We start from the raw sequence: 23530 nt of genomic DNA, 5'->3' as shown, positions 1-23530 counted from the left end.
ATTTTCCATAGGTATTTTCCATAGGTATTTTCCATAGGTATTTTCCATAGGTATTTTCCATAGGTATTTAGGAGGCGTTGCTTCGCTCGCCTCCTAATCACGATCAATGCAAGCTTTGATCTTCTCTAATAGTTCATACGTTTGCTTCTTGAAATCCTGGTATTGTTTTTGTTGATACTTTTCTTGTTCAAACAAGTCTAACAAAGAAATACGCTGTAAACTAGCTTCATTGAATGCGGTGCGATCCTGAAAATAACCTAAAAACGTATCATTTCCTGCAATGATTTGTTTGAATTGTCGAGAAACGTCGGTATTATGCGCAATTTGATTTCCTACATAACGTACCTTCGCATGGACATAGCTTTTTCCAGTAAACACATCTGTTAATTCGTTCGCTAGATACTCGATATGTCCATTTAAGTTTAGGAGTGCTTCAAAGCCGTCTGCACTTGGATCGGATACACCTAAAACGAGATCAGAAGCTGCTAACATATTATTCGTGATAATATTGCTATCGTTTCGCGTATCAATCACAACATACTTATACTTCTTGAATGTATCAAATTGGCGTAAATAGCTACTAAAAATCAATGTATTATTTATTCGCTGGACCAATTCCGTATTCACTAGCTCTAATTCTGATGTACCTGCAACCAAATCTAACTGCTCTCTCACTGACATTGGTACGACTTCTTGCCGCCGAAATAATCGGGTCAATTCTGCTTGTTCCTTGATTTCTTCTGTAAATCGTTTTGTCGCATTCCCACTTTCATCGGAATCAATCAAGCATGTCCGACCAAATCGTGAGAGATACACTGCTAACATACAAGATACGCTTGTTTTCCCTGTGCCGCCTTTTTTGTTATTTACTGTAATAAATTTTGTCATCGTTTTTCCCTCTCTTTATTGTTGGTATTCTAGGCTTTCTTTTTTTCTAAATTGTTTCCCTTCTCGTACGCCTTCCTGAAATGCTTCAATATTTTTTGTTTTGTGAGACGTGTCTTTCCCTGGTACTAGCGATAATCGATCAAACTCTTTTTGCACGTGCCCTGGTACTTGTAATGCCAGTTCGTATCCGTTTGTTGTTACTTGCTCCCAAAATTGTTCCCGCAATCCAACAAGATATCCTTGAATATAATCTTGTTTTAACTGCCATTTCCGCTTTCTTTTTCGCTTGATTTCTGGCTGCTGCATGAATCTCCTTGCACAATACGCAATGCTTCCCTTTGCATAATGAAACGTAATATCCGCAATTTCTACATCTGATTTTGTTCCTAAAAAATGCAACTCAACGGGGGTACCTGCTACATAATAGTATTTCACTCGAAAATTCCAAGAAATAACTCCTGCTAATCGATATAACCATTTTTGTGGCTTTCCCTGATAAACTACAAAATCAACCACTTTTTCTTCAAAAGAAGCTTGCTTGTATTCAAAGACTTCCTCTTCAGAGATTCCATAACTCAACATTAATTCTTGAGCCTTCGCTAATGCACTCATCGATTCTTCGTCATTCGCATCATTCGCTAAAGCTAACAATTTCTGGATCTTCATAAAACGTTTTTCTTTCACTTCTTTTTCCTTCTTCCTGAAACACCAAAAGTTTTCATTATCTGATACTCCGCTCGAATCATTCGTTCAAGCGTATGAGCTGGAAAATACCGAACGTTGCTTTCTGCTCGATCTCTTGCGACAATCTCCTCCCACATTTCCCTGACTTCCTGTGATACAAGACAGTCGATTCTTGTTTTTAGCTCCACATGTGGAACTATTGGATTCACATGTGGACTTGAACAATCTTTTTTCATTTAAATAACTCCCTTCTTTTTTCCATACTTTGTTGATACATATATTCGTCCCAGGACATAAACAAATAAATGAATAAACTTGAAAATAGTCCTAGTTGAATCATGCCAGGCAATAATCCTGTAATCATACCTACCAAAATCAGTGCAACAATTAGTCGCTTATTCATCTTAAAATTCCGCTCCTTTTTGTTTAAAATGAACTTACCAGTAAAATTTTTCTCTTTCAGTTCTTGTTTTTTAGCAAGGACTGTCTTTTTTTCTAAAAATTGCTTATGAAAAAACTTCTCCTCGTTTCATGCGTGTGTATTTATAGCCAAAACACGCATAAGCCGCTTGCTTACTTTTAAACCCGAATCCTCGGCAGTCATCGACAATTTCACCTGTTTCTGTGTCTACCATGACATAGCGGTCATCTTTTCGTTTCGACAAACGCGGCGATAATTTCGCTCGATATTTCTTTTCCATTAATTTTCCCCTCCTTTGATTATTTCGCCTTCATTCCAGCATAAAAACCAGCACAGTCTATCTCAAATCGTCTTTTTAACACCTTCAGACAATATTCTTGTCTTTTTTTCGACTGACGAATATTTAAGTCGTGGTAGCCAACTATGCCCGAACAATTTTGTTGAAACATTTTGCGTGCTAAATATGCTTCGCGCTGTAAAATGAATCGATAATCTTCTTTCATGTACTCGGTTGCTTTCAACGCTTTTCCGCTATTTACAAACGCTAAGTAGTGATTGACAAAATCATCTTCTGAGATCCAGCGCTCATTTTCCTGAAATAAATCAGAACGGTTGATTCCCCATTCCTCGAAGCGGTCCATCAAAACAGTATAATCGGGTTTGCGCTTATAAGTAGAGACATAGCACTCGTATTCTTGTATCGCAAGCAAATACTCATTGTGTAAGAGATCCAAAGAGCGTTGACTCGTTAAATCACATTCAGGATATAGACGAGTCACACCTGTTTTAATGATTTCAATATAACGATCAACGTACTCCTGCAATTCCATCATTTCACCTCTAAATAAAGACTTTTTCTAAGAAAGGCGTTCAAACTGCCTTGTGCCTCGTATTAATCGATACTTACTTTTACAGCTAGGACATTCCCAAATATAGGTCGGATAGAAATGCCCTTGGTTTCGTTTTATTTGGTGTTCTGCTAACTCGGAACAATCACATTTTATATGGCTTGGTGGCCAATGATGGTGCTGATTGAACTGATTGACTGGAATCAAATATCTTCCGTCAAAGCATTCATGGTTTGAAAATTGATACATGCTCTTCACTCCTTGTTACTTACTCTTGACGAACCGGTCAAATAATCGATAGTAGAGCCTTCTTGCATATTGTGGATATACAACTTGTCCTTGTTCATAGTTGACTGTAGCTTCTTGTTATTGGTTTGGCTTATCGGCCAAAAAACTGTGTTACATCATGAAATGTTTGGCTTAAATCTGCGCTTAGGTCTGCTGGTGAGTGGTTCCATTCAGAACCAACCACGACCAAGCCTATCAAGGCGAAAACGCCCATAAACCTCTTTTTAGTTTCTTCATTGGTTGTCTACCTCATTTCTTCATAGCGATTGAAAATGCTGACTTTTTCAATCGGCAGGTTTCCAGTTTGTTTTTCGATCAGTTGGGGCAAGATTGTTTTTAACCATTCTTGATCCGGCACATAATCTAGGAAATTGCCGATCGTTGTAAGCACTGTGTCATCTGTTGCAAAATCAACAAGTAAAATATTTTTGTAAGGTGGAATACTTGCAACATAATTGATAATATTTTCATCTGTTTTCTCAAAAGAACCAATATAAGTAAATTCGTGATAAATATCTATTACCTTCATCTTTTTTCCTCCTGAAAATGTTTTGATTTTTTGGGATTGGACCTGCCCCCCTCACCTTTTCGGTATTGCGTCGGGGCGCAGGGGTTTTGGGGGTGCAACCCCCAAGGTCTTGATTGGCGGGACGTTCATAGTTAGCCGTAAAATCAAGAAACTGGATTCAGTTGTCAAAGAACAAAAGTGAAAATTTAGATTAGATTTTCTTTTCGTGCATCGGTCGTTTGGCATAACCGTCTCGAAAACATGTTCTGGCAGTTGCCAAGGGCGCGAAGCGTGCATTTTACCCTTGGCAATTGTCAGGTTATGTTTTAGGTTATACTAGCCAAATGACTGATGCATGAATTAGAAAATCTTCTGATTTTTCGCTTCTTTGACAACAGAATCTCTTGATTTGTTCACGGCTGGAACGTCCCGCCAATCCGGACGCTTGGGCGTCCAAAATGTTCGTCGTTTCGACGACGAAATCGATCACTGTTCTATTTTTGTGTTCTACACAGAAATAGAACAGTGGTTCCTTTTCGAGCGTGAGCGTTAGCGAACGGCATTCAATCCCTCGTTTGGGTTTTTGTGTTTTACACAAAAATGGGGCAGTGTCCATGTGCCGACTTTGCAGAGGAACGGCGCAAACAAAGGTAAATTCGACTGACGGAGGAACGGAGTCACCAAGAATTTAATGGACACTGCCCCAACAAACGAAAAAGAGGGATGGGCTGAACCAAGGGCAACTGCACCGCCGGTGAAATCCCTCTTTTGTTCCATTTCACCTTGTAAAGAAGTAGCTAATTTTTTGTTTCGCTACTTCTTTGTTTGATTTAGAATGGCAAATCTTCTTCTCCTTCATCTTCTTTTCTATCTGGATAATTGATTGACGGTTCTTCTTTCACACCGTTTTCTTGATTCTTTTTCCGATTCTCGGTTGCTTCTTTTGATTCCAATAACTCAAATTCTGTGACAAGAATTTCAGTCACGTATACTTTTTGCCCTTCTTTATTTTCGTAGTTTCGTGTTTGTAACCGTCCGCTTATTCGCACTAGACTTCCTTTAACCGCCATATCTGCTAATAATTCAGCGCCTTTTTTCCATATGACACAACGAAGAAAATCGGCTTCACGTTCACCATTTTGCTTTTTGTAGTTGCGATTTACCGCAAGTAAGAATTTTCCTACCGCATTTCCTGACGGTGTATAACTCAAATCTACTGTTTCTGTTAGCCTTCCAATTAAATGTACTGTGTTTAACATAATTTTTTCCTCCTACTACTATTTCCATTATTTTTATTTACATAGGTCTTTTACATAGGTCTTTTACATAGGTCTTTTACATAGGTCTTTTACATAGGTCTTTTACATAGGTCTTTTACATAGGTCTTTTACATAGGTCTTTTAAGAGGCGTTGCTTCGCTCGCCTCTTAATGATAAAGTTGTTCAAAAAAGAACTCTGTATCAAACGCAGCCTGACTGCTTGCCGCAGCGGAAACAAAACTCCAAAATTCATTTTCAAGTACGTTATGACTAAACCAAAATTCTGGATCACTTTCTTCTAGTTCCTCTTGCGTTTCTGCACAATAAACGCTTAATACTAAATTGCTTTTTCCGTCATATTCTTTTATGTGCATGAGTTCCACAAAAACTGCCTTCCTTTTTGTGATTGCATTTAACCATTGTTCAAAAATTTCAGGAGTATAGATTGCTCGAATATCCCATGTGATTGCTTGTTCCTCTGTCATTATCATATGTTATGTTCTCCGTTCCCTTTTTATTTCTGAAAGGGGGAAAATCCCCCTTCTATGAAAGCTATTGTTTTATTTTAGTGTTGCCATGTCATCATTTAAAAGTTCGTGAACAAATTGTTTATCACTTTCGGTGTACGCTGGATAAAATGATGAAATGTAAAATTCTCCATTTTGATCAATTTCAAGAGCTACTTTCTTCAATCCCTTTACAAAATAGAAAATTGGTTTTTTCTTCCATTGAATCACTGCTCCACTATCAATCAACTTCTGTGTTTTTTCGGAAACTATTTTGGTTCGGTCTCTTTCTTGCATCAATTCGAGTTGGACGATTTTTCGTTTAAGTTTAGTTATCTTATCTCCATAAGTTCGATGCTTAATAGCAGGTTTCGTTTTGTTATAAGCTTTAGCTTCCTCGTTTAATCTTTCTAGCTCTTTTAACTGTTCTCTAAAAAACTCAAGATTGTTAACGCTTGTTTTGGCTCCTACCGTTGCATAACCACTTTTTCCAACAACATGAACATCTTTAAGTAATTTATTTTTTTCTTTGAAGGACGCAACCTTTTCAAGCATTTCAATACGCTTTTCTTGCTTTTCCTCTTCTTTAAGCAATCGTCTCGATTTTTCATAATGACCTTTTACTTTTTTGTAAATATCGGGACGTCCAATGATATTCGGCTGTCCAAATGGTATATGGTCATGTTGAAATCGAATTTCTTTTTGTACAGCTTCCTGCTCATTGCGGATTCGTTCAAGTTTACCTTTAGCAATTTCTATTGTTCTTTCCATAGATTTATTTTTTGACATCTTACTCAGCTCCTACAAAATTTTCTTGATTGGTATTTTCCCTACCACCTTTTCGGTAGTGCGTCGGTGGCGCGGGGGTTTGGGGCGGCAGCCCCTAAGGTCTTAAAAATGAGTGGTTTTTACACAACTCCTTTCCTTTCTTGAGAAATCGATTCAGTTTTCAAGGATCATTAAGAAATGCAGGTTACATTTCCTTTTCGTCTAGCGGTCGTTCGGCATAACCGTCTCGAAAACATGTTCTGACGGTTGCCAAGGGCGCGAAGCGTGCATTTTACCCTTGGCAATTGGCAGGTTATGTTTTAGGTTATACTCGCCGAATGACTGCTAGGCGATTAGGAAATGTTTGGCTTTCTTGTTCCTTGAAAAACAGATTTCTTACGAAAGGCGTTGTGTGCGTGAAAAACCATTTTTTGGACGCTTGGGCGGCCAAAATCCTCGTCGTCCTCGACGACGAAACCAATCAGAATAAATGGCACATTTATTCTCTTCCTTTTTTTGTGAGTGAGCTTTAGCGAACGACTTTCAATCCCTCGTTTGTTTTTTTGTGTTTTTACACAAAAATGGGGAAATGTCCATATGCCGACTTTGCAGAGGAACGGCGCAAATAAAGGCAAATTCGACTGACGAAGGAACGGAGTCATCAAGAATTTAATGGACATTACCCCATCAAACGAAAAAGAGGTATGGGCTGAACCAAGGGCAACTGCACCGCCTGTGAAATACCTCTTTTGTTCTTTCTGACTACAAAAAAAGACGATCCATTGACCGTCTTTTAGAAATATCTTTTTAACCAATCTTCTTCAACCACTTTTCTGTAACTTTTCGTACATGTTGAGGAATGACTTCTTGATTCCCATATCCTTGAATTTGTATAATTCGCTTATTTTTATATTCAATGGTATAAAGAGATTGTTCTTTTTCCTCTTTTTTCCGCATAAAGAGTATCGTTGTTTCTCCTTTCAAATGGGTTTCTACATAACTACCTACACAATGATTTAAGTTTTTACCTTCCTCCACTATATCTTCGAGTTTTTTGGGAACAAGAAACGCATATTCCTCAATCTCTTGTTCCAATTTCTTGATTTTTTCTAATCGTTCTTTATAAGTTTTTTCTTCTAGTTCAATTTTCAGCTGATTAAAAGTGACTACCGCTTCATCATGCTTTTTTTCTAAATCTCTCGGCATAGTAACTAGACTATTCGATAAAGGAGTATTTAACTTTTTCAATATAGAAAGGTAGTCTAAATAATAATTGAAATTAATTTTATTTTCGATTATCCATCGTTGAAATTTCTTGAATCCAACTTCTAAAGGAATTTTTGCAAAATCTCGATAATCAAGATAGTCTTCTATACCTGATACAATCTCACTCCTTCTTTTTTGTGCCTCTTCTTCCATTTTTAATTGTGCAAAAGTCTTCCTTGTATTTTTAATTCTCCATTTATTTTGTTTTAGCCACTTCACTGTCAATAAACGCATATCCACGCTTTTTCTATAGTTACCACCAATAAATCGATACGAGGGAAACATGATTTCTCGTGCTAGTACAGGTGCATTGATTTTTTGACAAAATTCAATTTGTAACCGATATTTATAAACATTGGCAATTTCTCTAAAATTTAATAATGGCAATTTTAAATAGCGTAATTCAGACTTTTTTTGTAGTTTCTCATTCCAATTGTTTGGATAAAAAATGGTGTTGGTATACGCTCCACTCATCATGCCATAATTGTTTAAAAGTCCTTCATACCATATTCCTTCTAAGCAATGCGCCTTCACATGTTCTCCTTTAGAAAACCGTTCAAAATTAGTCATTTCATAATGTAGTTCTTCTTTCCCATTGACAATTTCTAGCCAAAAGTCATGAGACTGTATTTCTATTCTGGTAGAGGAAACTAAAATAATCGCAAACGAGTAAAAACTAGTTGGAAACGTCAACCTAGAACGTTTCGTCAATCGTTTTTTTATCAAGAAACCATTCGTTCGATTCGACGAACGAAGTGTTTCTTGCTTGTTCTTCCATTCATAAATAGGTAGTTGAGCGTGACACCAATTGAAAAAAGCTTTTGGTGGTGTTAACGGTTTTCCAATTTTTTTCGTAAAATCGTTTTTCATTCTTCCTCGAACAAGCTAACTTGCCCGTCCACCACCTTTTCTTCTTTGCTTTTCGACTTTCTCTCTTTAGGTTTATTCGTATTAACTGTGCCCTGAATAGGTGTCACTTCTACCTTTTCTAATAAAAAGTATTCCCTTATCCAAGAAAAAACTACCTCATCAGAAACCATTGCCGAATGGTTTTTACCTGCCTGCTTTCTAGCTTGCGACAAACAGTAAGCCACTGCTCCTTTGATTGTTCGATCTTTCTTAAGAACACCTTGAAACAATTCATCTTCTTGTTGTTGACACAACCATGAATGGATACAATCTTCCGTATCTGAATGTTTTTGCTTCATTTCTTCTAACATTTTTTCTAGCGCTTGATGTTTCCAATTGATTTCGCTTTTTTGATAATAGTTTTGATACGTCAAATCATCGACAATCATGACCCATTCTTGCCCTTCGAGCTCTTCCAATACTAAAAACAAACGTGAGTAACGTCCTTTTTGATTTCTCATCGTGACAATCATTTGTTCTGGATATTGTGCAATCTTTTGAATGAATGTTTCAATCGTATTTAAGTGTACAGAATGATTGGCACCTAGTTTGACCCATTGATACCAGACACTTTGTTTTGTTCCTTTTTCTTTGACCCATTCAATATCCGAATAGCCATTTTCTTCATCAAAAATAGAAAGCATCAAATGAGAATCATACTTCTTTAGTTGCGATTGTAAATCTTTCAATGTTTTTATTTCTTTCGACATTCGTGCCCCTCTTTTCTCTCTTTTTTTGGTTTTACGCTACGCCTAACGTGAGCCAAAAGGCTGAATTTTTTGCGTTTTGTTGCGGAGCTTTTACCATTTCCTCAAAAAAAGGACAAGGGGCGCGTAGCGACTTGCCTTGCCCTTGTCCTTTTTTGAAGCTTCTTACGAGAAACAGGTTGAACAGCGCTTGCGCTGAAGTTTCAACCTGCTTTCGCAGTTAGAAAGCGTAGAGAATGGTAAAAATGGAGCGCAAAACCAAAAAATGGAGGATCAAACAATCCTGAAAGGATTGTTTCCTCTCTTTGAGTGAGCGATAGCGAACGATTTCCAATCCCTCGTTTGTTTTTTTGTGTTTTACACAAAAATGGGGCAGTGTCCATATGCCGACTTTGCAGAGGAACGGCGCAAACAAAGGCAAATTCGACTGACGGAGGAACGGAAGCACCAAGAATTTCATGGACAATGACCCAACAAACGAAAAAGAGGAATGGGCTGAGCCAAGGGCAACTGCACCGCCGGCGAAATGCCTCTTTTGTTCTTTCCTAAAGATTTCTGAGAAACGGCGGTGGCGGTTAGAGTATGGTGAACAACGAAAAATCGTTATAATTGATTTTGTACACGGTTGGTCGCGAAACACCATTTTCTTTCGCCATTCATCTTTTTCTTCCCTTTCTTGATTAATCGTAAAATAAAGAGTAAGCGATTAGAACGACTAACCGCTTACCAAGAAAAGTCTTCTATTTTAGGTTGAGAAGCCACCATAATTTCTCCTTCTTTCTTTTTCATATAAAAAGATGTTTTCTTTACTTTGGTCGCTTTTTCTTCCAGTACCATCACAAGATAACTCACTTTAATTCCTTTCTTCTCTTCTTTGATTTCATATAAAAACATGCTACTGAGTTGGCCATTCGGACGTTTCCATTGGTCCATAGAAGTTCCTACAAACTTTTCCAAGCCTTCTTTATATTGCTCTTCTTCTATTTGACTAAAATAACTCGCTAAGAAAAAGCGACTTGTTGTGTCAATTTTCGACTGTTCTTCTAGTAATATGACTTGTTTCTCCGCTGCCGTTTGCCAATCTTCCAGCCTGTTTGCTAACATTGTTTGTCTAAAATAAAGAAAACCATTCAATAAAAATAGAACGATCACCAATCCACCTAAAATCAATACGAATTTATTTTTCCTTTCTGATGTTGAAAGCTTTGATTTAGGTATTTGCTTCGTCATCATTTTTGTAGGATTTTTTGCATACTTCATTTTATCTTGTACTGGTGATTCATGTTGTTCTTCTTCAAAAACATATTCTGGTTCTATTCGATTGTTTGTTTGATTTTTTTCTTGGGAATCTTGAAATGATTGATAAGATTCTTCTTCCTGGTATTCCATTATTTCTTCTACTTTATTGACAGAAGTGGAGAGACTCGATTGTTTTCCTCGATTTTCCGAAAGATAACGTAAAATATCAGGTTGGGAAACTCGTGCTAGTAAAATTTCTAGCACGTCTGTTCCGTCTCTGTTCGTACTGAGGGCAATTGATCCTTTCTTTATTTCTTCCTTATAAATACTGATTCTTGCTTTGACTGGTATTCCTTTTGTTGTTTGTTCTTCCAAATAATTAGAGAATTTCTTCAGTTCGTCAATTGTCATCTTTTCACGAGAGATTTTTTCCTGGTCTTGTTTTGGTTCTAGTAATAGTAATGTAAAATAAAACATGCCCTTCCCCTTTCTCATTTTCTAAATAAATTCATAGCCATGTGCATCATACCCATGCCGCCACCTTGACGAACTTTTGTTGAATACCACATATTTTGTAACGCACTCGGTGTTTTTATTAACAATAACGCACAGCCGATCATAACCATGAAATTTCCTACCGTAATCTTTTCACCCAATAACAGATACAAAAGAACACCATACAAAATCAGTTTGATTAACATCGTTACTGTCTGTGATAACAACTCTTTAATCCAAATCGAAAAATAGTTTTGTTCGTCTGTTAGTAAGGACAATGCTACAAAGGGTGTTAACATCGTCAATACTAAAAAATCTGCGTAGAATACGCAGATTGAGACAAAGTATTTCGCAATGGAGTACGCAAAAAAGACAAACAAAATAAAAAGGATCACCGCTGGCAATTGTCCTCCGGAAAAAAATCCAGAAATAATCGTATTTGTCAGCTTCGATCCTAGTGTATCGATATCGATTGTTTTAATTACATCCTGAATGACATATTCTCCTAATGGCGTGACGATTTTAGTAATAAAAAATTTCAACGCCCAAGGCAGAATGGCTAACGCAATCGCGGAATAAATGATACGTTCTACTACTTTTGCGGCTAGAGCTTCCCCACTTCCATTGGAGGCTTGTATCTGTGCTTCAATGACTTTGTATAACACAATGGTAATGGCAAATATCGTGGTTGTTACGGTAAAAATATTTGTAATCGTTGCGATCACTGAGATATTCGGAATAATAAATGTCATTTTATTGGCTAAATTTAATGCTCCTTCTAATAAATCTGTTCCCCAACTGCCTAATAACGTGTCAATGGGGTGAAGAACCGCATCGACGCTTTCCTTCACCCCATTGACGACATCTCCTATTTTGTCTTTTACATCTGATACTTTATCAAGTAAATCCATTAATTTCCACCTCCTAAGTTACCTGTAATTTGCCATATTGATAGTTCATTATTATAGTTCATTTGAATAAATATAACCTTGGAGGAGTCAATATTCTTTTTGACACTACTTAAATCAACTCCGACAACTTCATAATTTATATCATTTTCCCAATCAACATTATTGAAAATGTTAGGAAACTTCTCTTTACCCTTATTTCTCCAATCAACCCACTCATAAGGAAAATCGTTACGTAACACAATTTTGGTATTCTTTTTGTCCTTTTCTGTATCAAACAACCAAGTAATAAACCAATTTTTATCATCACCTTCATACGTCCATGTCAATCCTTTATCTGGATCAATTGTTAATGGATTCGCATTTAAAGCGTCTCTTAGAGAATTATAGTAGCTATCTGCTAACAATGTCCCAAACTTATCTTTCATGTTCTTGACTAATTTTTCTTGTAAGTCATACGGACTGGTGCCACTAGGATTTTCTAACAATTCTTCATTGATTTCTAAAATCGGGGTATCATTGTTAAACGAAGTATACCAATTTTTAAACGCTGCGGTTGCTTCATCTGCTCGTTCTTTGGCACTTAACTTCAACAAATGATCTGCACCCATATCAACGGTTGATTCTATCGTCACTGCTTGATCTTTTTCTTCTTTCGTAGAAGAAACGACTGTAGAAGAAGCCTGTGGTTGGCTTTTATTATGAAAATAAAGCAATCCTGCCCCAAGAGCCAAAACCAATGTAGCTAAAACGCCAATCACGACATGCAATGCTTGTCGACTATGTTCTAGTTTCTTCACCGCTTCTGTTGGTTGGATTCCTTTTTCTTCTAATTCCTTCTCTACACGACGATCAAAAATTTTCACTGCTTACTCGCCTTCTTTCCTTAATTCTTTTTCTAATTCGTCAGTCGTTGTTTTGATTTGTTGACTTTGTTTAATCAGCGCTTCTCGCGCCTCCATATATTGTTGATCTAATCGTTTCTGATATTCTTTCGCTCCTGGTGTTTGTATCGATCGGTAGTCTTGTTGTGACACACGATAAACAGATAGTAAATCGCCATATACTTCAAACTGAGGAACTTTGAACATCAAGAATGGTTTTCCTTGAATCACGACAATACTACGACGTCCACCGTCTAAATTTTGCAGATTGATAATTTCGCCTTCAGTCATCAAATCTCTTCCTGAAAAATTAACATTTTCCGACCGTGTACTGCTTCGGTGTTGGGCGGAAGCAGTAGGAAGATTCCGACTCGTTCCTTGAGTATGGATTTTAACGGTCGTTTTTCCTAATAGTTCTGAAAAATAACGTGCTGTTTCCTTTTCGACCCCTCCTAGACATATTCGTATCGCATGATTACCGATAATCGCTTCGGCAGTTTCTTTCCCATATAATTCTACCAACTGTGGAATTGATTGTAAAATCGTACTGACAGAAATCCCATATCCTCGACAAGTAGCAAGGAAATTTTCATAAGTTGGAAAATAACCTAGATTCACAAACTCATCTAATAACATGACCAACGGATTTGGCAGCTTCGCATTGTGAAGATCACCAAACCGAAACAATTCATTAAACATCTGTTGAAAGAACAGGTTGACCAACCCATCCCATGTTCGGTCTAATGGCGAAATAAGGACATATAATGCAATCTTTTCTTTCCCCAATTCCTCAAACAAGAAATCATTTCTACTCGTCATTTTTGCCACATCTGCGTCTAAATAATCTGTCAACGTCGTCAATAAACTAATCAAAATGTTGGAACGAACTTCACTTTCTGCTTTTTGAAAGCCCAATCGATAACTCCGTTTAGCTGGGTGTCCTTCTGGTAGTTGTTCAAACTGCTGATCCAATTCAGAAACGCCTTCTTCATTATGGCGTGGATCATAAGCCTCTAGGAAATCTAAAATGCTTTCTATCGTTCGAGCCGACGGTTCGTATTCATAGTATACATATTGGATCAATGAATTCAATAGACTTTGTTGTACATTGAACCAAAAATCTTTCTTTTTCGGATTATTTTTGGCTGAAACAATGACATTGGCAATCATATTTGTATCGGTTGGCTTACGAATATAAGCTAATGGATTATAACAAGAACTGATTGCTAAATCTTTGAAGTTCATGACAATGACTTTGTAGCCTTGTTTTCGTTTGATCTCACTTGTCATTTCATAGACTTCACCTTTTGGATCGGTAATAACAATCGAGCTTTTGCGATTATTAACAGCATTCGTTAGAATGTAACTTTGTGTCTTGAAACTACCCGGGCCACCGACTACGAAGACATTTCGGTTACTGATCTTACTTTTTTCATGCTGAATCACATAATTTCCGCTTTCCATTTGTCCTAAAATCAAGCCATCTGAATAGTTTGATGAGAAAGGTTGCTTGTCCATACTCTCTTGTGCTTTCTCTTTCAACTTCTTCAAATGTTTTTTCGAGTACGTAACAATTATATTTGTCTTTTTCTCTGTTTTGGTTGCTTCCATATTTCTCTTTCTTTCCTTATTATTTAGTCTATTATTTAATTGATTTTTCTAAATCTCTTTTGAGACGTTTGCTACTCTTTCGGAAATGAACATTTTTAGGAGACCTTAACTCTTTGTCAATTCCCCAACAAGCACTTCCATGAATAGGCATGGTTCGACCAACGACTTGATAGCCTGATTCTCTTTTAGGATTTAGATAGAAAAGCAATAGAACCAAACCGATCAACTCCATTATCACAAAAACATACCAGCAGGGATTGTCTGGAATTTCTTTCATTTTTTGAATAGGATGTAGACACGTTTCTTGGATATGTTCCAATAAATTGATTTTCTTGTCCTCAATAATATAAGGGGTCAATTGATAGCCAATAAGTGAAATTGGTGTAAAAAAGAAAAGATAGAATACAATAAATAGTATCCATTTGACTCCTGAACGCTCTTTTTTCTCATTCATTTCTTCCACTTCCTTCACTTGAAATGATTTGTCTTTGGACGATTTTTTGCGTATGAACATCGAACGAAAGAATGTCTGTTTGTGTAAATGCTGTTTCTTCTCCGTTGATTTTTTGAAGAATAGGCACAGAAACAAGATAGCTGAGTTGATTTTCTGCCGATTTCAGAAATGGCACAATTTCAATCTGTTTGGATTGAATCATCGACGAACGAATGATATTTTGTTGCGGTGTTCCTTGCTGCGCCACATCAATTTCTTTTTTTATTTCTGCGTATACGACTGAATCTGTCAGTTGATTCAATTTCTCCAAATCAATTGTTTTGGCACTGTCTCGATACGTGTACAGTGTTCGATAAAAAGCAATAATCTTTGATTCTATTTGATCTTTTTGTGTAGTTGCACTCGTTGCTTTCTTTTCTTGAACGGCTAACTTGTCTTTTAGTTGATGGTTTTCATATAGAAAATAACCCGTCGAACAAAAAAATCCCACACTAAAAATCAGTGTGAGGATAAATAAAAATACTTTGGTTTTATCATACATCTTATTTATTTCCCTTCTACATAACTTGCAATAGCCGCAATTCCTTTGGGTACGACACGATAGGAAACAGTTCCACTTCCTGGATTGACAACATTACATTCTGAAATTAACAATGTCCCGTCTGGATTCACAACTTCCACAAATGCCACGTGACCATAGACTGGGCTTGAACCAAATGACCCTGGAGGAAAAGAGATCGCTGTTCCTACTTTTGGTGTATTGGTTACTTTGTAGCCTAACGCACGCCCTTTACGGCCCCATTCGCCACCGTTACCCATGAAGTCATCAACACGTTTACCGATTTGTGCCATACGATTAAACACATACCAGGTACATTGACCAAATGGATAGCTACCACTTGTATTGTAGTTATGTCCGTCGTATTTTGGATAACGTAACTTGCTCTTGTATTCGCTAGGTACTTCTAGTACGACTGAACCGGTGTTATTGTCATTGTTTTGTACACTTGATCCTCCGCTATCTTCGACGACATATTGTAGTAAATTCGGTACATAGAACATATTTCCGTAGTTATAGCGATAGCTATAACCCATTGAGGTGGAAATGGCATTAATATATGGCACAGTAACACCTAGTGCCATTTTCTTTGAAAATTCCTTCGCTAGCTCGAAGGTATATTTTCCTCCTCGCTCTTTAACGAAGCCAATGAAGCCACCACCGTAATTGTAGGCTTGTAATGCGGTATGCAAGTCTACGCCTTGCGCTAATGCGCTCTTTACATTTTGGATAAAAAATTTCACACCTTGTTCAATCGAGCGAACCGGATCTTGAATCGTATTCGGTGGTAATCCTAAGCTCTCACTGGACTGCATAGGATCACCACCACGACCACCAGATTCAACTTGCATGAGTGCCAAGATATACGGAACATATTCAGAACCACCATATTGTTTGGCATATTTTTCTACTAATGGTTTATACCTCAACACTTCGGCACTCAAATTTTGTGTGTCTGTCGCTATTCCTTCATTTTCTATCGACTCTCGATTGAAAATCAGTAGAAAAGACACAATAATGAATACAAAAAAACCAATCACGACTTGCATGATTGGTTTTCGATACTGTATGAGTAATTTAACGACGTAAGGATTCATTTCATTTCTCCTTATAGAAATAACTTGTTTTTATCTTTTTGGCTTATTTCCATCACCAGCAGAAGGTTTCGAAATCCATTTTTGAGTTAACTGATCGATTGCTACTTGCATTTGCTTTTTTTCCCTTTCTAAACGCTTGTTCTAACCTATTGTTCTCTTATTCCAACGCATGAGCTTGCGCACACAAGCTTTCATTTTCTGACTCGATTTCTGATTTTAATTTATTAAGCCTTTTTTCTTATTCGCCTGCTTTTTCTGACAATAGTTCGTTGTTCTCTTTTAACAGATCGTTTGTTTTGGTTTTCTTCTGTTCTTCAGACAGACTAGAGTCACTATAGATTTTTTCTAGTTCTTCTGTATTCAGTTGGATCAACGTATCATAGATCGAAACAACTATCTTTTTCGACAAATGAATGGAAGAATTGTTAAGAATTTGTGTGCGTAGCGTAGTCAAAAGAGTTGCGTCTTCTTGCTCGATCGCTTTTTTCGCAATCAATTCAACCAAAAACGAATCTGTATCTACTTGCAACAATGGCAATAAATCAGATAAGTCCTTGGTGTTTAGAATCTTTTGAACATCTTCCAAATAGCTGCTTCCGGCAAGCGAAAGTTCGTTGATTTGATCGATTTTTCCTTGCTTATATAACATTTGGATAATTTTATTATCCGAATTATTATCAATTTCATAGGCTTTTTCATACTCTCCAAGCTGTATATAAATACCGACTTGTTTCTCTTTGGACAACTTCATTTTCTTCATATCCGATTCGATATTTTCACTGTCGCCCTCAATGATTTTGTTTAAAAATTGAACTTCGACCTTATTTTCTTCTTTAACTTGTTTAATGGCTTTTTCTTTGCTTTGGACTAAGAACAAGACGGTACAAGAATAGAGTAAAATCCCTGCAACGATCAATGATGATTTGAGTGCGCGGTTGGTTCGTTTCATCGTCTTTTCTCTTGATTCTTGACGTTGAATCTCTTCAAAGTAAACGCGCTGTTCCGTCGTCAAAGAATCACGAATCAATTGTTCAACTTCTTCAACTGAATGGCACTCAATCACCTGTAATAATAATGGGTGATTTTCTTTCTTCACTGTTCGTTCGATGTCTTTCTGGTATTTTTCTAAAGAATATTGACCAAATAAACTACAAATAAACGTTTTAATTTGGTCAATTTCTTTCATTCGAGAATAAGGTAATTCCCCATAATGATCTGCTTTGTAAATAAACAAAATATCTTTCGTATTTTTTACTAGAATATTTGCCATGTGATAAAAGGTTGGTTCTGTCGGACGTTGGTTCAAAATCGTTTGAACGATTTCTAGCTTGTAGAAATCCGCAAACTGTCGATACTGATATAAGGGACTATAATCGTTAGGACACGCATAGATAATCTCTAATTTCTTGTCTTTAAAGGTCATTTCTTCGATTTCTAAAAAGCCGGCCACGGATTCTTCAATATCAAAGATATGCTCTTGTTTCGATAATACTTTTTCATTGATTTGAATCAAGACCGTTTCTTTCTGATAATAAACTTGTAGTTGATCAATCAATCGATAACGCATGTATATACCTCCTTATTGGATTCTTACCAACCAATTGATCGCTTGCGTGGCTGGTTGGTCATATTCCTCGACATAGCGTGTTGGATTCAATAATCGTAATTCTTCTGGCGTTAGTTTCACCGTAAGTTTGGCTCGTTTGGTTCCATGGAAAATCAAGCCCTCTCCTTGTCGTCTGGCAGTCAAATGAGCGACTTCTTTTCTTGTTAGAGGCAAGCGCAACTCACGAATAATTTCTTCTGCTTCTGATTCTTCCAAACCAAAGAAGATTTTGGTAAAACTGTTCCCAATGATCGCTTTTCCGACATTGTTGACTGCTTGGAAGACGTCTGAAATTTGTTGCGACGAAGCAGTACACGCTGCGTTATATTTACGAAATCGTTTGTAAGCTTGAAAAAAGAAGTCGGCACTCACTTCGTTTTTCAGTAGAAAGTGAAATTCATCGGCATAAACCCACGTACTGATTTCTGGATGATTTGTGATATCTTCAAATAGATACTGAAAAGCATTTAAATAAGCAAGATCTCGTATACCAATCTCCGTTTGTAAATCTCTCAATGAAAAACAAATCAATGGATTTCTTAAATCAATATTGGTGTATCCGTTGAAAATCGTGCATGTTCCGATCGCAAAATCTTCCAATGCGTCCACAAACGACTCAATTTTTTCAAACCGCCGACGATCTTTTTGTTTCAAGGCGTGTAAATGTTCGTATAAATCAGAAAAAACAGGAAAATCTTCATTTGTTAAGTTTTCCAAATTACGTCTATCATAGATCTTTCCATATAGTTTTTTCGTCTCCGTTTTTACAATACTTAACTGACTGTCAGTCAATTTCGAATCGATCAAATTAAAATAAGGCACTAAGCTATTTAATTTTTTGTTGACCAATCGATCCACTTCTTCCAAAGACAAGGATTGACCAAACGCATAGCCTTCATAGTTCTCAATATAATCTTCGTACGCTTCATCCGTTGAAAAGGCTCTCCGTTCATTATCTGGTAGTTGATTAGAGAAAATTTGAAACGGATTGATTCTTGTATCACTCATTGAGGATAATGGAATCACTTCACCACCAAATAGCTTTACACGTTCCACTTGTTCATCTTCTGGATCAAAAAGAATGATTCGTTGTTGTAACTTCTTTGAATTATCCGCAAATGCAAGCTTTTTCATCCAATCGCTGTTGATATAGGTCGTTTTTCCTCCTCCGGAAGAACCAAAAATAAATTTGTTTCGATTAACGACGACTCGTTTATTTGTGTAATCGATGGAAATAATATTTTCTGTATCTTTATTTACGCCTTCGATCATCATATTCTCCGTAAAGACACTTAATTCATTGTCATCGAATGGAAAAATACTACTTGCACTGATTGAATTCGCAATCGTATACGTGTATTCAGGAACTTCGTTTGTTTGTAATGGCAAACAACTCCAAAAGGCCTCATCAATACGGGTATACGGTGTGATTGCTTTAATTCCAATTGCTGAACAACAGGTTTCAAACTTGTCACACAAGGCCTCCAGTCGTTCTTCAGTTTTTCCTTGAACCAAAGCATAGGTGTAGAGATATAAATAGGTTGTATTTTCTTCTAACGCTTGTTCTAATTGTGTAGTTGCGATTCGCAATTCATTTTTTAATCGTAATAGTGTTGCTGGATCATACGTTCGTTCAATTTGTGCTTGTTTATTCTTGATCGTCTGATTGTAGAAATCATTTAAAGAATTTCCGTTTGCTTTCGTGTAATAATGTGAAAGCGTGATATCTCCACTTAATTTCCGTAAACGATTAAACCAATTTCCTTTGGGTTTGTTACTGTATTTAGTGATTACATACGGTCTACTGTGCTGATTGTCACAAATCACTTTCTCTCGATTAAACTCAAAAATAAATGGCGCAAAATCGGAAACAATCTCTGTATCGATTTCCAAAATATTTTTCAATTGTTCTCTTGGAATGTAAAAATTTTGTTCTCTCATATTTTCCCTTCCTATTGCATAGTCTAAAAATACTTATGAAAAACATTATGCGTTTCTTGGATCGTACAAATCGTTACCTGACAATCAAATTTCCCCATAAATCCTTGTAGCCCTGAACGCACACCTCGTACCTTATCTCTTAAACTTTCATAAGCGATTTCAATTCCTTCTGGCGAAAGCTGTACTATTTTTTCACTTAACGTCACATAATGTTGCTTTTTAGAAGTTTCCATTGTTTTCTGTAATTTCTGATACTCCACCAGATAGGACGCCTTTAGTTGTAATAACGCTTCATTTGGATTGTTCGACTTCCGATAATTTTCAACTGATTTTTCCCATTGATCCAAAAATGGTTGAATCGTAATCGGACTGTTCAATGACGTGATTTGCGGCTCATATAAAATGTTTTGAGATAAGAACGTACCAAAATCTTCGTTCAACCCCGCTTGTTCATGTACACTCAAAATATCCATATTCACACCATCAACTCTCAATAATTGGACAAAACAAAATTGTTTTTTTTCTACTTGATAGGCCACAAGTGCGTCTTTGTATACGCCTTGTATCCTGGAATCATCCTCAAAATACCGTGGCTGATTTTTCGTTGTTCGTGGGATCTTTTCTCCAGTTGGCCCTTTTAGAAAATCAAATACCATTCATTTACACCTTCTCTTTTACTTGTTCATTCGGACGACAATAATACACTTTTTGTTTTTGTTGGAAGACTTTTTTTTCTTTTCGATAGTCTGAAATCGAAATATTTGGACGATCCGAAATTGGTTTAAATACTTTGTATCCCCAAACACTAAAGAATCCAATTCCTCCTGAAAAAACATAAAGTAGAAATGCCCATACGTTTGCACTTCTAAAAAGTAAAACCATCAAAAGCAAACTACCAATACCCGTACTAATCGCTTGAATGCTTTCTTTCACGGTTAGACCAAGCATTAAGATATAATGCTCATTGACATTAGAAGGGAAAAACCAAGTCTTTCCCTTCTCTGTATCTTCATGAAGAAGTTCAAGTAATGCGTTTCTCACATCTTCTGTATTCATGATTTCATTCCTTCCAATAGATGTTTTGAACAAAATCTTAATTAAACAAACCGTATGCCCACGGAACGATCCATGGTAATGCTCCTCCGATTGCAGTCACTATAAGAACCGTTACTAAACTTTTTGACATATTGTTCTTTTCCATCGGGTCATCAAGGTAAGGTAAATACTTCACAACGATTTTTGTTGCGGCAATTGCCCCAACAATCGCAACTAAAGCAGTCAAAATCGCTTTAACGGTATTCGCAGCTCCTGTGAGTTTTGCTTGAGGATCAGCCGCATAAACAAATTCTGGAATGCCAAACGTACATCCCAAACTAAAAACGGCTGCTTCTAATTTCCATTTTCCTTCTTTGATGGTTTTGATTCCTTTTTGTAATTGCTTCATTGAATGTTTCGCTCCATTTCTACTGTTATCTTTTAGGACGTTTTTGATAACGCTCCTGTAATTCTCGTTGTTGTTTGTCTTTACTTTTTGTTTCTCGAATCCATCGATCCATGTTCCGTTTCTTTTGTGGCACACTTCGTCCAAGAAGTGATTGGATCTGACTGGTCAAACGGTACAGGATCGTTTGATCTCGATAGTGAGTGAGACGATCTTCTCGTTGTTCCTGGTAACGATTGATACGTTCCGTTCGCAATTCTTCAATATCTTGAATGAACAGTTCCTTGTCTTTTGGCGCAAGGTATCGATTCTTTTCAATCATTCGCTTTAAATTTGCTATAGCCAATGGCGACAGTGAATCAAGATCTTGCATACAATCTTGAATGAAGTACACACCATGACAGTCATTCAGTTGTTTACAGGCTGGAATATTTGAAAAGTTTCCTCTTGACACTTCTAACATTTGATTTCTCTCTTCAATCGAGTAAGGAGACAACGGTAGTCCGTCGACAACTTCAATCGAACGATCTTCTACTTGGTAATACTTGAGATACGCAAGAATCATTTCACCTTGCATGGTGGTTGAGTCTAAGTTGATTCCTAATTCCTTCAACTCATCATTCACGTATTGGTTTAAATTGACTTTCATTGTTTCTAACTGCTCGACTTTTATCTGAAGCATTTCTCTTTCTTCGAGAGAAGTTGTTGGCTTGTTCATCTGATCCGTGAGGGTTTGAATCTTCTCTTCTATGAAGCGTGTCGTCTGAAATGGTTGGTCTTTAAAGATTTGATAATCTTTTGCTTGTTCGATCAACGACTCTGTTTCAGTAAGGTGTTTAATCGCTTCTTTGCTTAACAATTCTTTTTGATCGATCGTTTCTGTCACGATTGCTTGTAATGCTTTAGGGGAATAGTTCTCTGTATGAAGTTCTGGATAATGTTTCTTACAAAAACGCTCCGCTTGTTTCGTTAAAATCTCTTCTGCTTGTTGGATCTTTTCTCGTTCATCTGAGATTCTTGACAGTTGGAGACGTTGTGTTTGAATATCTTTTTTATTTCCAAATAGAAGTGAGTTCTCCCAACGTTTCAATTCATCCAAACGTTTCTCTAGATTTTCACTGGAAACAAAAAAGCGTAGCTCTTTGGCTAACGCTCTGAGTTCCTTTTTCTCCATTGGTGAAAAAGTTTGTTTATAAAATTGTTTGGTTGGTTGTTGTTCCTGTTCAATTAGAAGTTCTTTCTTCTCTTCCAAGTCGTTCAACTTTTGAACAGATTGATTGTGTTCCCGAACCATTTGATTATGTTGAACTTGATTCGTAAGAATTCCTCGTTCTTCTAATTGTCGAGAACGAACGCCTTCATGAACCGTCGGCAATTCTTTTTTGCCAAGTTCTTTGTGCGACTTCTCTGTGATTTGTTCATCGATTCCACGTTCACGCAACAATTTGTTTGTCATGTTTGCCCATTCTTTCCTTGCCTCTAATAACAATTCTTTCTTGTCCCAATTAGTAGTTCTAATAGAGACGGTTTCTCGCTGTCCTTTTTCGTTGTAAACCTGTTTGCCATGTTCGTCTAAGACTGGAACACGTTTTCGTTTGTTTGAAATTTGTCCTTTCTCGTCTACTTTGCGCATCGTTAACATGATATGGGCATGTGGATTATTAGAATCGTCACGATGAATCGCAACATCTGCGATCATTCCTTTTGAGATAAACATCTTTTGGACATATTTCGTCACCAATTCTTTTTGATCGGCATTGGAAAGCTCAACGGGTAACGCAATATTTACTTCTCGACACAATCTAGCATTAGGAGAAGTTTCAGCCAACTCCATTTTATTCCACAAATATTCTCGATCACTAAATTCTGAGGGGACGTAATCTGGTTTTAAAATAAATGCGTCTGGTTTAACTGAACGACGACCATAGTAATTTTCTTTCTCGTACAACTCACTATACAAGCGTTCCCCACTTCGATAAGCTGCCATTGCGATTAAACTTCGTTTTCCATTGTCTCTACTTGCGACTTGCATTGAAAAGTGATAGATTGCCACCTTCTTTCTCCTTTCTTTTTAGTCCTATTTGTTCAGAACGGGAATTGGTCGTTTCTTTTTCTTGTATTTTTTCTTTTTGAATCTCCTCTTTCATACAAAATTACTCCATTTTTTAAGCAAATGAACTTTTTATAGTCAGTTTTTTTAGCTAAATGAAGTTCTCTATCTTTTTCTTAGAATTGAATTGAAC

Annotated in this window: 28 protein-coding genes; all 28 read right to left on the bottom strand. The window is 36.8% G+C overall.

The features are described 5' to 3' along the window. Window positions 1-93: 93 nt before the first annotated feature. Window positions 94-888 carry a ParA family protein gene (locus tag IGJ28_RS05700; RefSeq protein ID WP_438845280.1) on the bottom strand — a complete coding sequence of 265 codons (795 nt, stop codon included), beginning with the start codon at window positions 886-888 and terminating at the stop codon, window positions 94-96. 15 nt (window positions 889-903) lie between these two features. After that, window positions 904-1572: a DUF2786 domain-containing protein gene (locus IGJ28_RS05695; RefSeq protein WP_438845279.1), complete on the bottom strand. Its 669-nt coding sequence runs from the start codon at window positions 1570-1572 to the stop codon at window positions 904-906. Beyond that, window positions 1569-1808 carry a hypothetical protein gene (locus tag IGJ28_RS05690; protein ID WP_438845278.1) on the bottom strand — a complete coding sequence of 80 codons (240 nt, stop codon included), beginning with the start codon at window positions 1806-1808 and terminating at the stop codon, window positions 1569-1571. Before IGJ28_RS05690 ends, IGJ28_RS05695 begins: the two co-directional genes overlap by 4 nt. Next, a complete protein-coding gene (locus tag IGJ28_RS05685; protein ID WP_438845277.1) occupies window positions 1805-1975 on the bottom strand; it encodes a hypothetical protein in 171 nt (56 codons plus the stop codon). Before IGJ28_RS05685 ends, IGJ28_RS05690 begins: the two co-directional genes overlap by 4 nt. Before the next feature lie 103 nt (window positions 1976-2078). Continuing rightward, entirely contained in the window at window positions 2079-2273 is a 195-nt protein-coding gene (locus tag IGJ28_RS05680; RefSeq protein WP_438845276.1) for a hypothetical protein, read from the bottom strand. A gap of 19 nt (window positions 2274-2292) precedes the next feature. Further along, window positions 2293-2826, bottom strand: coding sequence for a hypothetical protein (locus IGJ28_RS05675; RefSeq protein ID WP_438845275.1), 534 nt, complete (start codon window positions 2824-2826; stop codon window positions 2293-2295). A gap of 24 nt (window positions 2827-2850) precedes the next feature. Further along, the gene (locus IGJ28_RS05670) at window positions 2851-3090 is read right to left on the bottom strand and encodes a hypothetical protein (protein WP_438845274.1); all 240 of its coding nucleotides are present in this window, start codon (window positions 3088-3090) and stop codon (window positions 2851-2853) included. 283 nt (window positions 3091-3373) lie between these two features. Then, complete coding sequence (locus IGJ28_RS05665) at window positions 3374-3658, bottom strand: hypothetical protein (RefSeq protein ID WP_438845273.1); 285 nt, start codon at window positions 3656-3658, stop codon at window positions 3374-3376. An 809-nt stretch (window positions 3659-4467) separates the two neighbouring features. Continuing rightward, complete coding sequence (gene ssb / locus IGJ28_RS05660; RefSeq protein WP_413139213.1) at window positions 4468-4896, bottom strand: single-stranded DNA-binding protein; 429 nt, start codon at window positions 4894-4896, stop codon at window positions 4468-4470. 167 nt (window positions 4897-5063) lie between these two features. After that, complete coding sequence (locus IGJ28_RS05655) at window positions 5064-5387, bottom strand: hypothetical protein (protein ID WP_438845272.1); 324 nt, start codon at window positions 5385-5387, stop codon at window positions 5064-5066. Window positions 5388-5456: 69 nt separating this feature from the next. Further along, window positions 5457-6191 carry a hypothetical protein gene (locus IGJ28_RS05650; protein ID WP_438845271.1) on the bottom strand — a complete coding sequence of 245 codons (735 nt, stop codon included), beginning with the start codon at window positions 6189-6191 and terminating at the stop codon, window positions 5457-5459. A gap of 332 nt (window positions 6192-6523) precedes the next feature. After that, on the bottom strand, window positions 6524-6985 hold the full coding sequence (locus IGJ28_RS05645) for a hypothetical protein (RefSeq protein ID WP_438845270.1): 462 nt from the start codon (window positions 6983-6985) through the stop codon (window positions 6524-6526). Beyond that, window positions 6978-8306 (bottom strand): PcfJ domain-containing protein, encoded by a 1329-nt coding sequence (locus tag IGJ28_RS05640; protein WP_438845269.1) that lies wholly within the window; start codon window positions 8304-8306, stop codon window positions 6978-6980. Before IGJ28_RS05640 ends, IGJ28_RS05645 begins: the two co-directional genes overlap by 8 nt. After that, window positions 8303-9055 carry a Cas9 inhibitor AcrIIA9 family protein gene (locus IGJ28_RS05635; protein ID WP_438845268.1) on the bottom strand — a complete coding sequence of 251 codons (753 nt, stop codon included), beginning with the start codon at window positions 9053-9055 and terminating at the stop codon, window positions 8303-8305. Before IGJ28_RS05635 ends, IGJ28_RS05640 begins: the two co-directional genes overlap by 4 nt. A 720-nt stretch (window positions 9056-9775) precedes the next feature. Then, complete coding sequence (locus IGJ28_RS05630) at window positions 9776-10768, bottom strand: hypothetical protein (protein WP_438845267.1); 993 nt, start codon at window positions 10766-10768, stop codon at window positions 9776-9778. Window positions 10769-10782: 14 nt separating this feature from the next. Further along, window positions 10783-11697 (bottom strand): conjugal transfer protein TrbL family protein, encoded by a 915-nt coding sequence (locus IGJ28_RS05625; RefSeq protein WP_438845266.1) that lies wholly within the window; start codon window positions 11695-11697, stop codon window positions 10783-10785. Continuing rightward, window positions 11697-12560 carry a hypothetical protein gene (locus IGJ28_RS05620; RefSeq protein ID WP_438845265.1) on the bottom strand — a complete coding sequence of 288 codons (864 nt, stop codon included), beginning with the start codon at window positions 12558-12560 and terminating at the stop codon, window positions 11697-11699. The genes IGJ28_RS05625 and IGJ28_RS05620 overlap by 1 nt, the downstream gene beginning before the upstream one ends. 3 nt (window positions 12561-12563) lie before the next feature. Further along, a complete protein-coding gene (locus tag IGJ28_RS05615; RefSeq protein ID WP_438845431.1) occupies window positions 12564-14096 on the bottom strand; it encodes a VirD4-like conjugal transfer protein, CD1115 family in 1533 nt (510 codons plus the stop codon). Between the two features lie 124 nt (window positions 14097-14220). Continuing rightward, window positions 14221-14643 carry a hypothetical protein gene (locus tag IGJ28_RS05610; RefSeq protein ID WP_438845264.1) on the bottom strand — a complete coding sequence of 141 codons (423 nt, stop codon included), beginning with the start codon at window positions 14641-14643 and terminating at the stop codon, window positions 14221-14223. Further along, window positions 14636-15184, bottom strand: a complete 549-nt coding sequence (locus tag IGJ28_RS05605; protein ID WP_438845263.1) for a hypothetical protein — start codon at window positions 15182-15184, stop codon at window positions 14636-14638. Before IGJ28_RS05605 ends, IGJ28_RS05610 begins: the two co-directional genes overlap by 8 nt. A gap of 5 nt (window positions 15185-15189) precedes the next feature. Then, window positions 15190-16299, bottom strand: a complete 1110-nt coding sequence (locus IGJ28_RS05600) for a lysozyme family protein (protein WP_438845262.1) — start codon at window positions 16297-16299, stop codon at window positions 15190-15192. A 238-nt stretch (window positions 16300-16537) separates the two neighbouring features. Beyond that, window positions 16538-17866 (bottom strand): conjugal transfer protein TraF, encoded by a 1329-nt coding sequence (locus tag IGJ28_RS05595; protein ID WP_438845261.1) that lies wholly within the window; start codon window positions 17864-17866, stop codon window positions 16538-16540. Between the two features lie 12 nt (window positions 17867-17878). Next, entirely contained in the window at window positions 17879-19846 is a 1968-nt protein-coding gene (locus IGJ28_RS05590; protein WP_438845260.1) for a VirB4 family type IV secretion system protein, read from the bottom strand. Window positions 19847-19869: 23 nt separating this feature from the next. Continuing rightward, window positions 19870-20502, bottom strand: coding sequence for a hypothetical protein (locus tag IGJ28_RS05585; protein ID WP_438845259.1), 633 nt, complete (start codon window positions 20500-20502; stop codon window positions 19870-19872). Between the two features lie 4 nt (window positions 20503-20506). Further along, on the bottom strand, window positions 20507-20902 hold the full coding sequence (locus IGJ28_RS05580; RefSeq protein ID WP_438845258.1) for a glycosyltransferase: 396 nt from the start codon (window positions 20900-20902) through the stop codon (window positions 20507-20509). A 37-nt stretch (window positions 20903-20939) separates the two neighbouring features. After that, on the bottom strand, window positions 20940-21290 hold the full coding sequence (locus tag IGJ28_RS05575; RefSeq protein ID WP_438845257.1) for a CagC family type IV secretion system protein: 351 nt from the start codon (window positions 21288-21290) through the stop codon (window positions 20940-20942). Between the two features lie 25 nt (window positions 21291-21315). Beyond that, complete coding sequence (mobQ, locus tag IGJ28_RS05570; RefSeq protein WP_438845256.1) at window positions 21316-23340, bottom strand: MobQ family relaxase; 2025 nt, start codon at window positions 23338-23340, stop codon at window positions 21316-21318. After that, window positions 23303-23434, bottom strand: coding sequence for a hypothetical protein (locus IGJ28_RS05565; protein ID WP_438845255.1), 132 nt, complete (start codon window positions 23432-23434; stop codon window positions 23303-23305). The genes mobQ and IGJ28_RS05565 overlap by 38 nt, the downstream gene beginning before the upstream one ends. Between the last annotated feature and the right edge of the window lie 96 nt (window positions 23435-23530).

This window comes from Enterococcus sp. AZ091 (assembly GCF_051714805.1).
Taxonomy (GTDB): domain Bacteria; phylum Bacillota; class Bacilli; order Lactobacillales; family Enterococcaceae; genus Enterococcus_D; species Enterococcus_D gallinarum.
The sequence above is the reverse complement of the archived record's forward strand: the minus strand, read 5'-3'. Positions and strand labels throughout refer to the sequence as shown.

Coding starts and splice junctions, on each gene's coding strand:
- IGJ28_RS05700 (WP_438845280.1), bottom strand. CDS start 888: ATGACAAAATTTATTACAGTAAATAACAAAAAAGGCGGCACAGGGAAA.
- IGJ28_RS05690 (WP_438845278.1), bottom strand. CDS start 1,808: ATGAAAAAAGATTGTTCAAGTCCACATGTGAATCCAATAGTTCCACAT.
- IGJ28_RS05685 (WP_438845277.1), bottom strand. CDS start 1,975: ATGAATAAGCGACTAATTGTTGCACTGATTTTGGTAGGTATGATTACA.
- IGJ28_RS05680 (WP_438845276.1), bottom strand. CDS start 2,273: ATGGAAAAGAAATATCGAGCGAAATTATCGCCGCGTTTGTCGAAACGA.
- IGJ28_RS05675 (WP_438845275.1), bottom strand. CDS start 2,826: ATGATGGAATTGCAGGAGTACGTTGATCGTTATATTGAAATCATTAAA.
- IGJ28_RS05670 (WP_438845274.1), bottom strand. CDS start 3,090: ATGTATCAATTTTCAAACCATGAATGCTTTGACGGAAGATATTTGATT.
- IGJ28_RS05665 (WP_438845273.1), bottom strand. CDS start 3,658: ATGAAGGTAATAGATATTTATCACGAATTTACTTATATTGGTTCTTTT.
- ssb (WP_413139213.1), bottom strand. CDS start 4,896: ATGTTAAACACAGTACATTTAATTGGAAGGCTAACAGAAACAGTAGAT.
- IGJ28_RS05655 (WP_438845272.1), bottom strand. CDS start 5,387: ATGATAATGACAGAGGAACAAGCAATCACATGGGATATTCGAGCAATC.
- IGJ28_RS05650 (WP_438845271.1), bottom strand. CDS start 6,191: ATGTCAAAAAATAAATCTATGGAAAGAACAATAGAAATTGCTAAAGGT.
- IGJ28_RS05640 (WP_438845269.1), bottom strand. CDS start 8,306: ATGAAAAACGATTTTACGAAAAAAATTGGAAAACCGTTAACACCACCA.
- IGJ28_RS05635 (WP_438845268.1), bottom strand. CDS start 9,055: ATGTCGAAAGAAATAAAAACATTGAAAGATTTACAATCGCAACTAAAG.
- IGJ28_RS05630 (WP_438845267.1), bottom strand. CDS start 10,768: ATGTTTTATTTTACATTACTATTACTAGAACCAAAACAAGACCAGGAA.
- IGJ28_RS05625 (WP_438845266.1), bottom strand. CDS start 11,697: ATGGATTTACTTGATAAAGTATCAGATGTAAAAGACAAAATAGGAGAT.
- IGJ28_RS05615 (WP_438845431.1), bottom strand. CDS start 14,096: ATGGACAAGCAACCTTTCTCATCAAACTATTCAGATGGCTTGATTTTA.
- IGJ28_RS05610 (WP_438845264.1), bottom strand. CDS start 14,643: ATGAATGAGAAAAAAGAGCGTTCAGGAGTCAAATGGATACTATTTATT.
- IGJ28_RS05605 (WP_438845263.1), bottom strand. CDS start 15,184: ATGTATGATAAAACCAAAGTATTTTTATTTATCCTCACACTGATTTTT.
- IGJ28_RS05600 (WP_438845262.1), bottom strand. CDS start 16,299: ATGAATCCTTACGTCGTTAAATTACTCATACAGTATCGAAAACCAATC.
- IGJ28_RS05595 (WP_438845261.1), bottom strand. CDS start 17,866: ATGCGTTATCGATTGATTGATCAACTACAAGTTTATTATCAGAAAGAA.
- IGJ28_RS05590 (WP_438845260.1), bottom strand. CDS start 19,846: ATGAGAGAACAAAATTTTTACATTCCAAGAGAACAATTGAAAAATATT.
- IGJ28_RS05585 (WP_438845259.1), bottom strand. CDS start 20,502: ATGGTATTTGATTTTCTAAAAGGGCCAACTGGAGAAAAGATCCCACGA.
- IGJ28_RS05580 (WP_438845258.1), bottom strand. CDS start 20,902: ATGAATACAGAAGATGTGAGAAACGCATTACTTGAACTTCTTCATGAA.
- IGJ28_RS05575 (WP_438845257.1), bottom strand. CDS start 21,290: ATGAAGCAATTACAAAAAGGAATCAAAACCATCAAAGAAGGAAAATGG.
- IGJ28_RS05565 (WP_438845255.1), bottom strand. CDS start 23,434: ATGAAAGAGGAGATTCAAAAAGAAAAAATACAAGAAAAAGAAACGACC.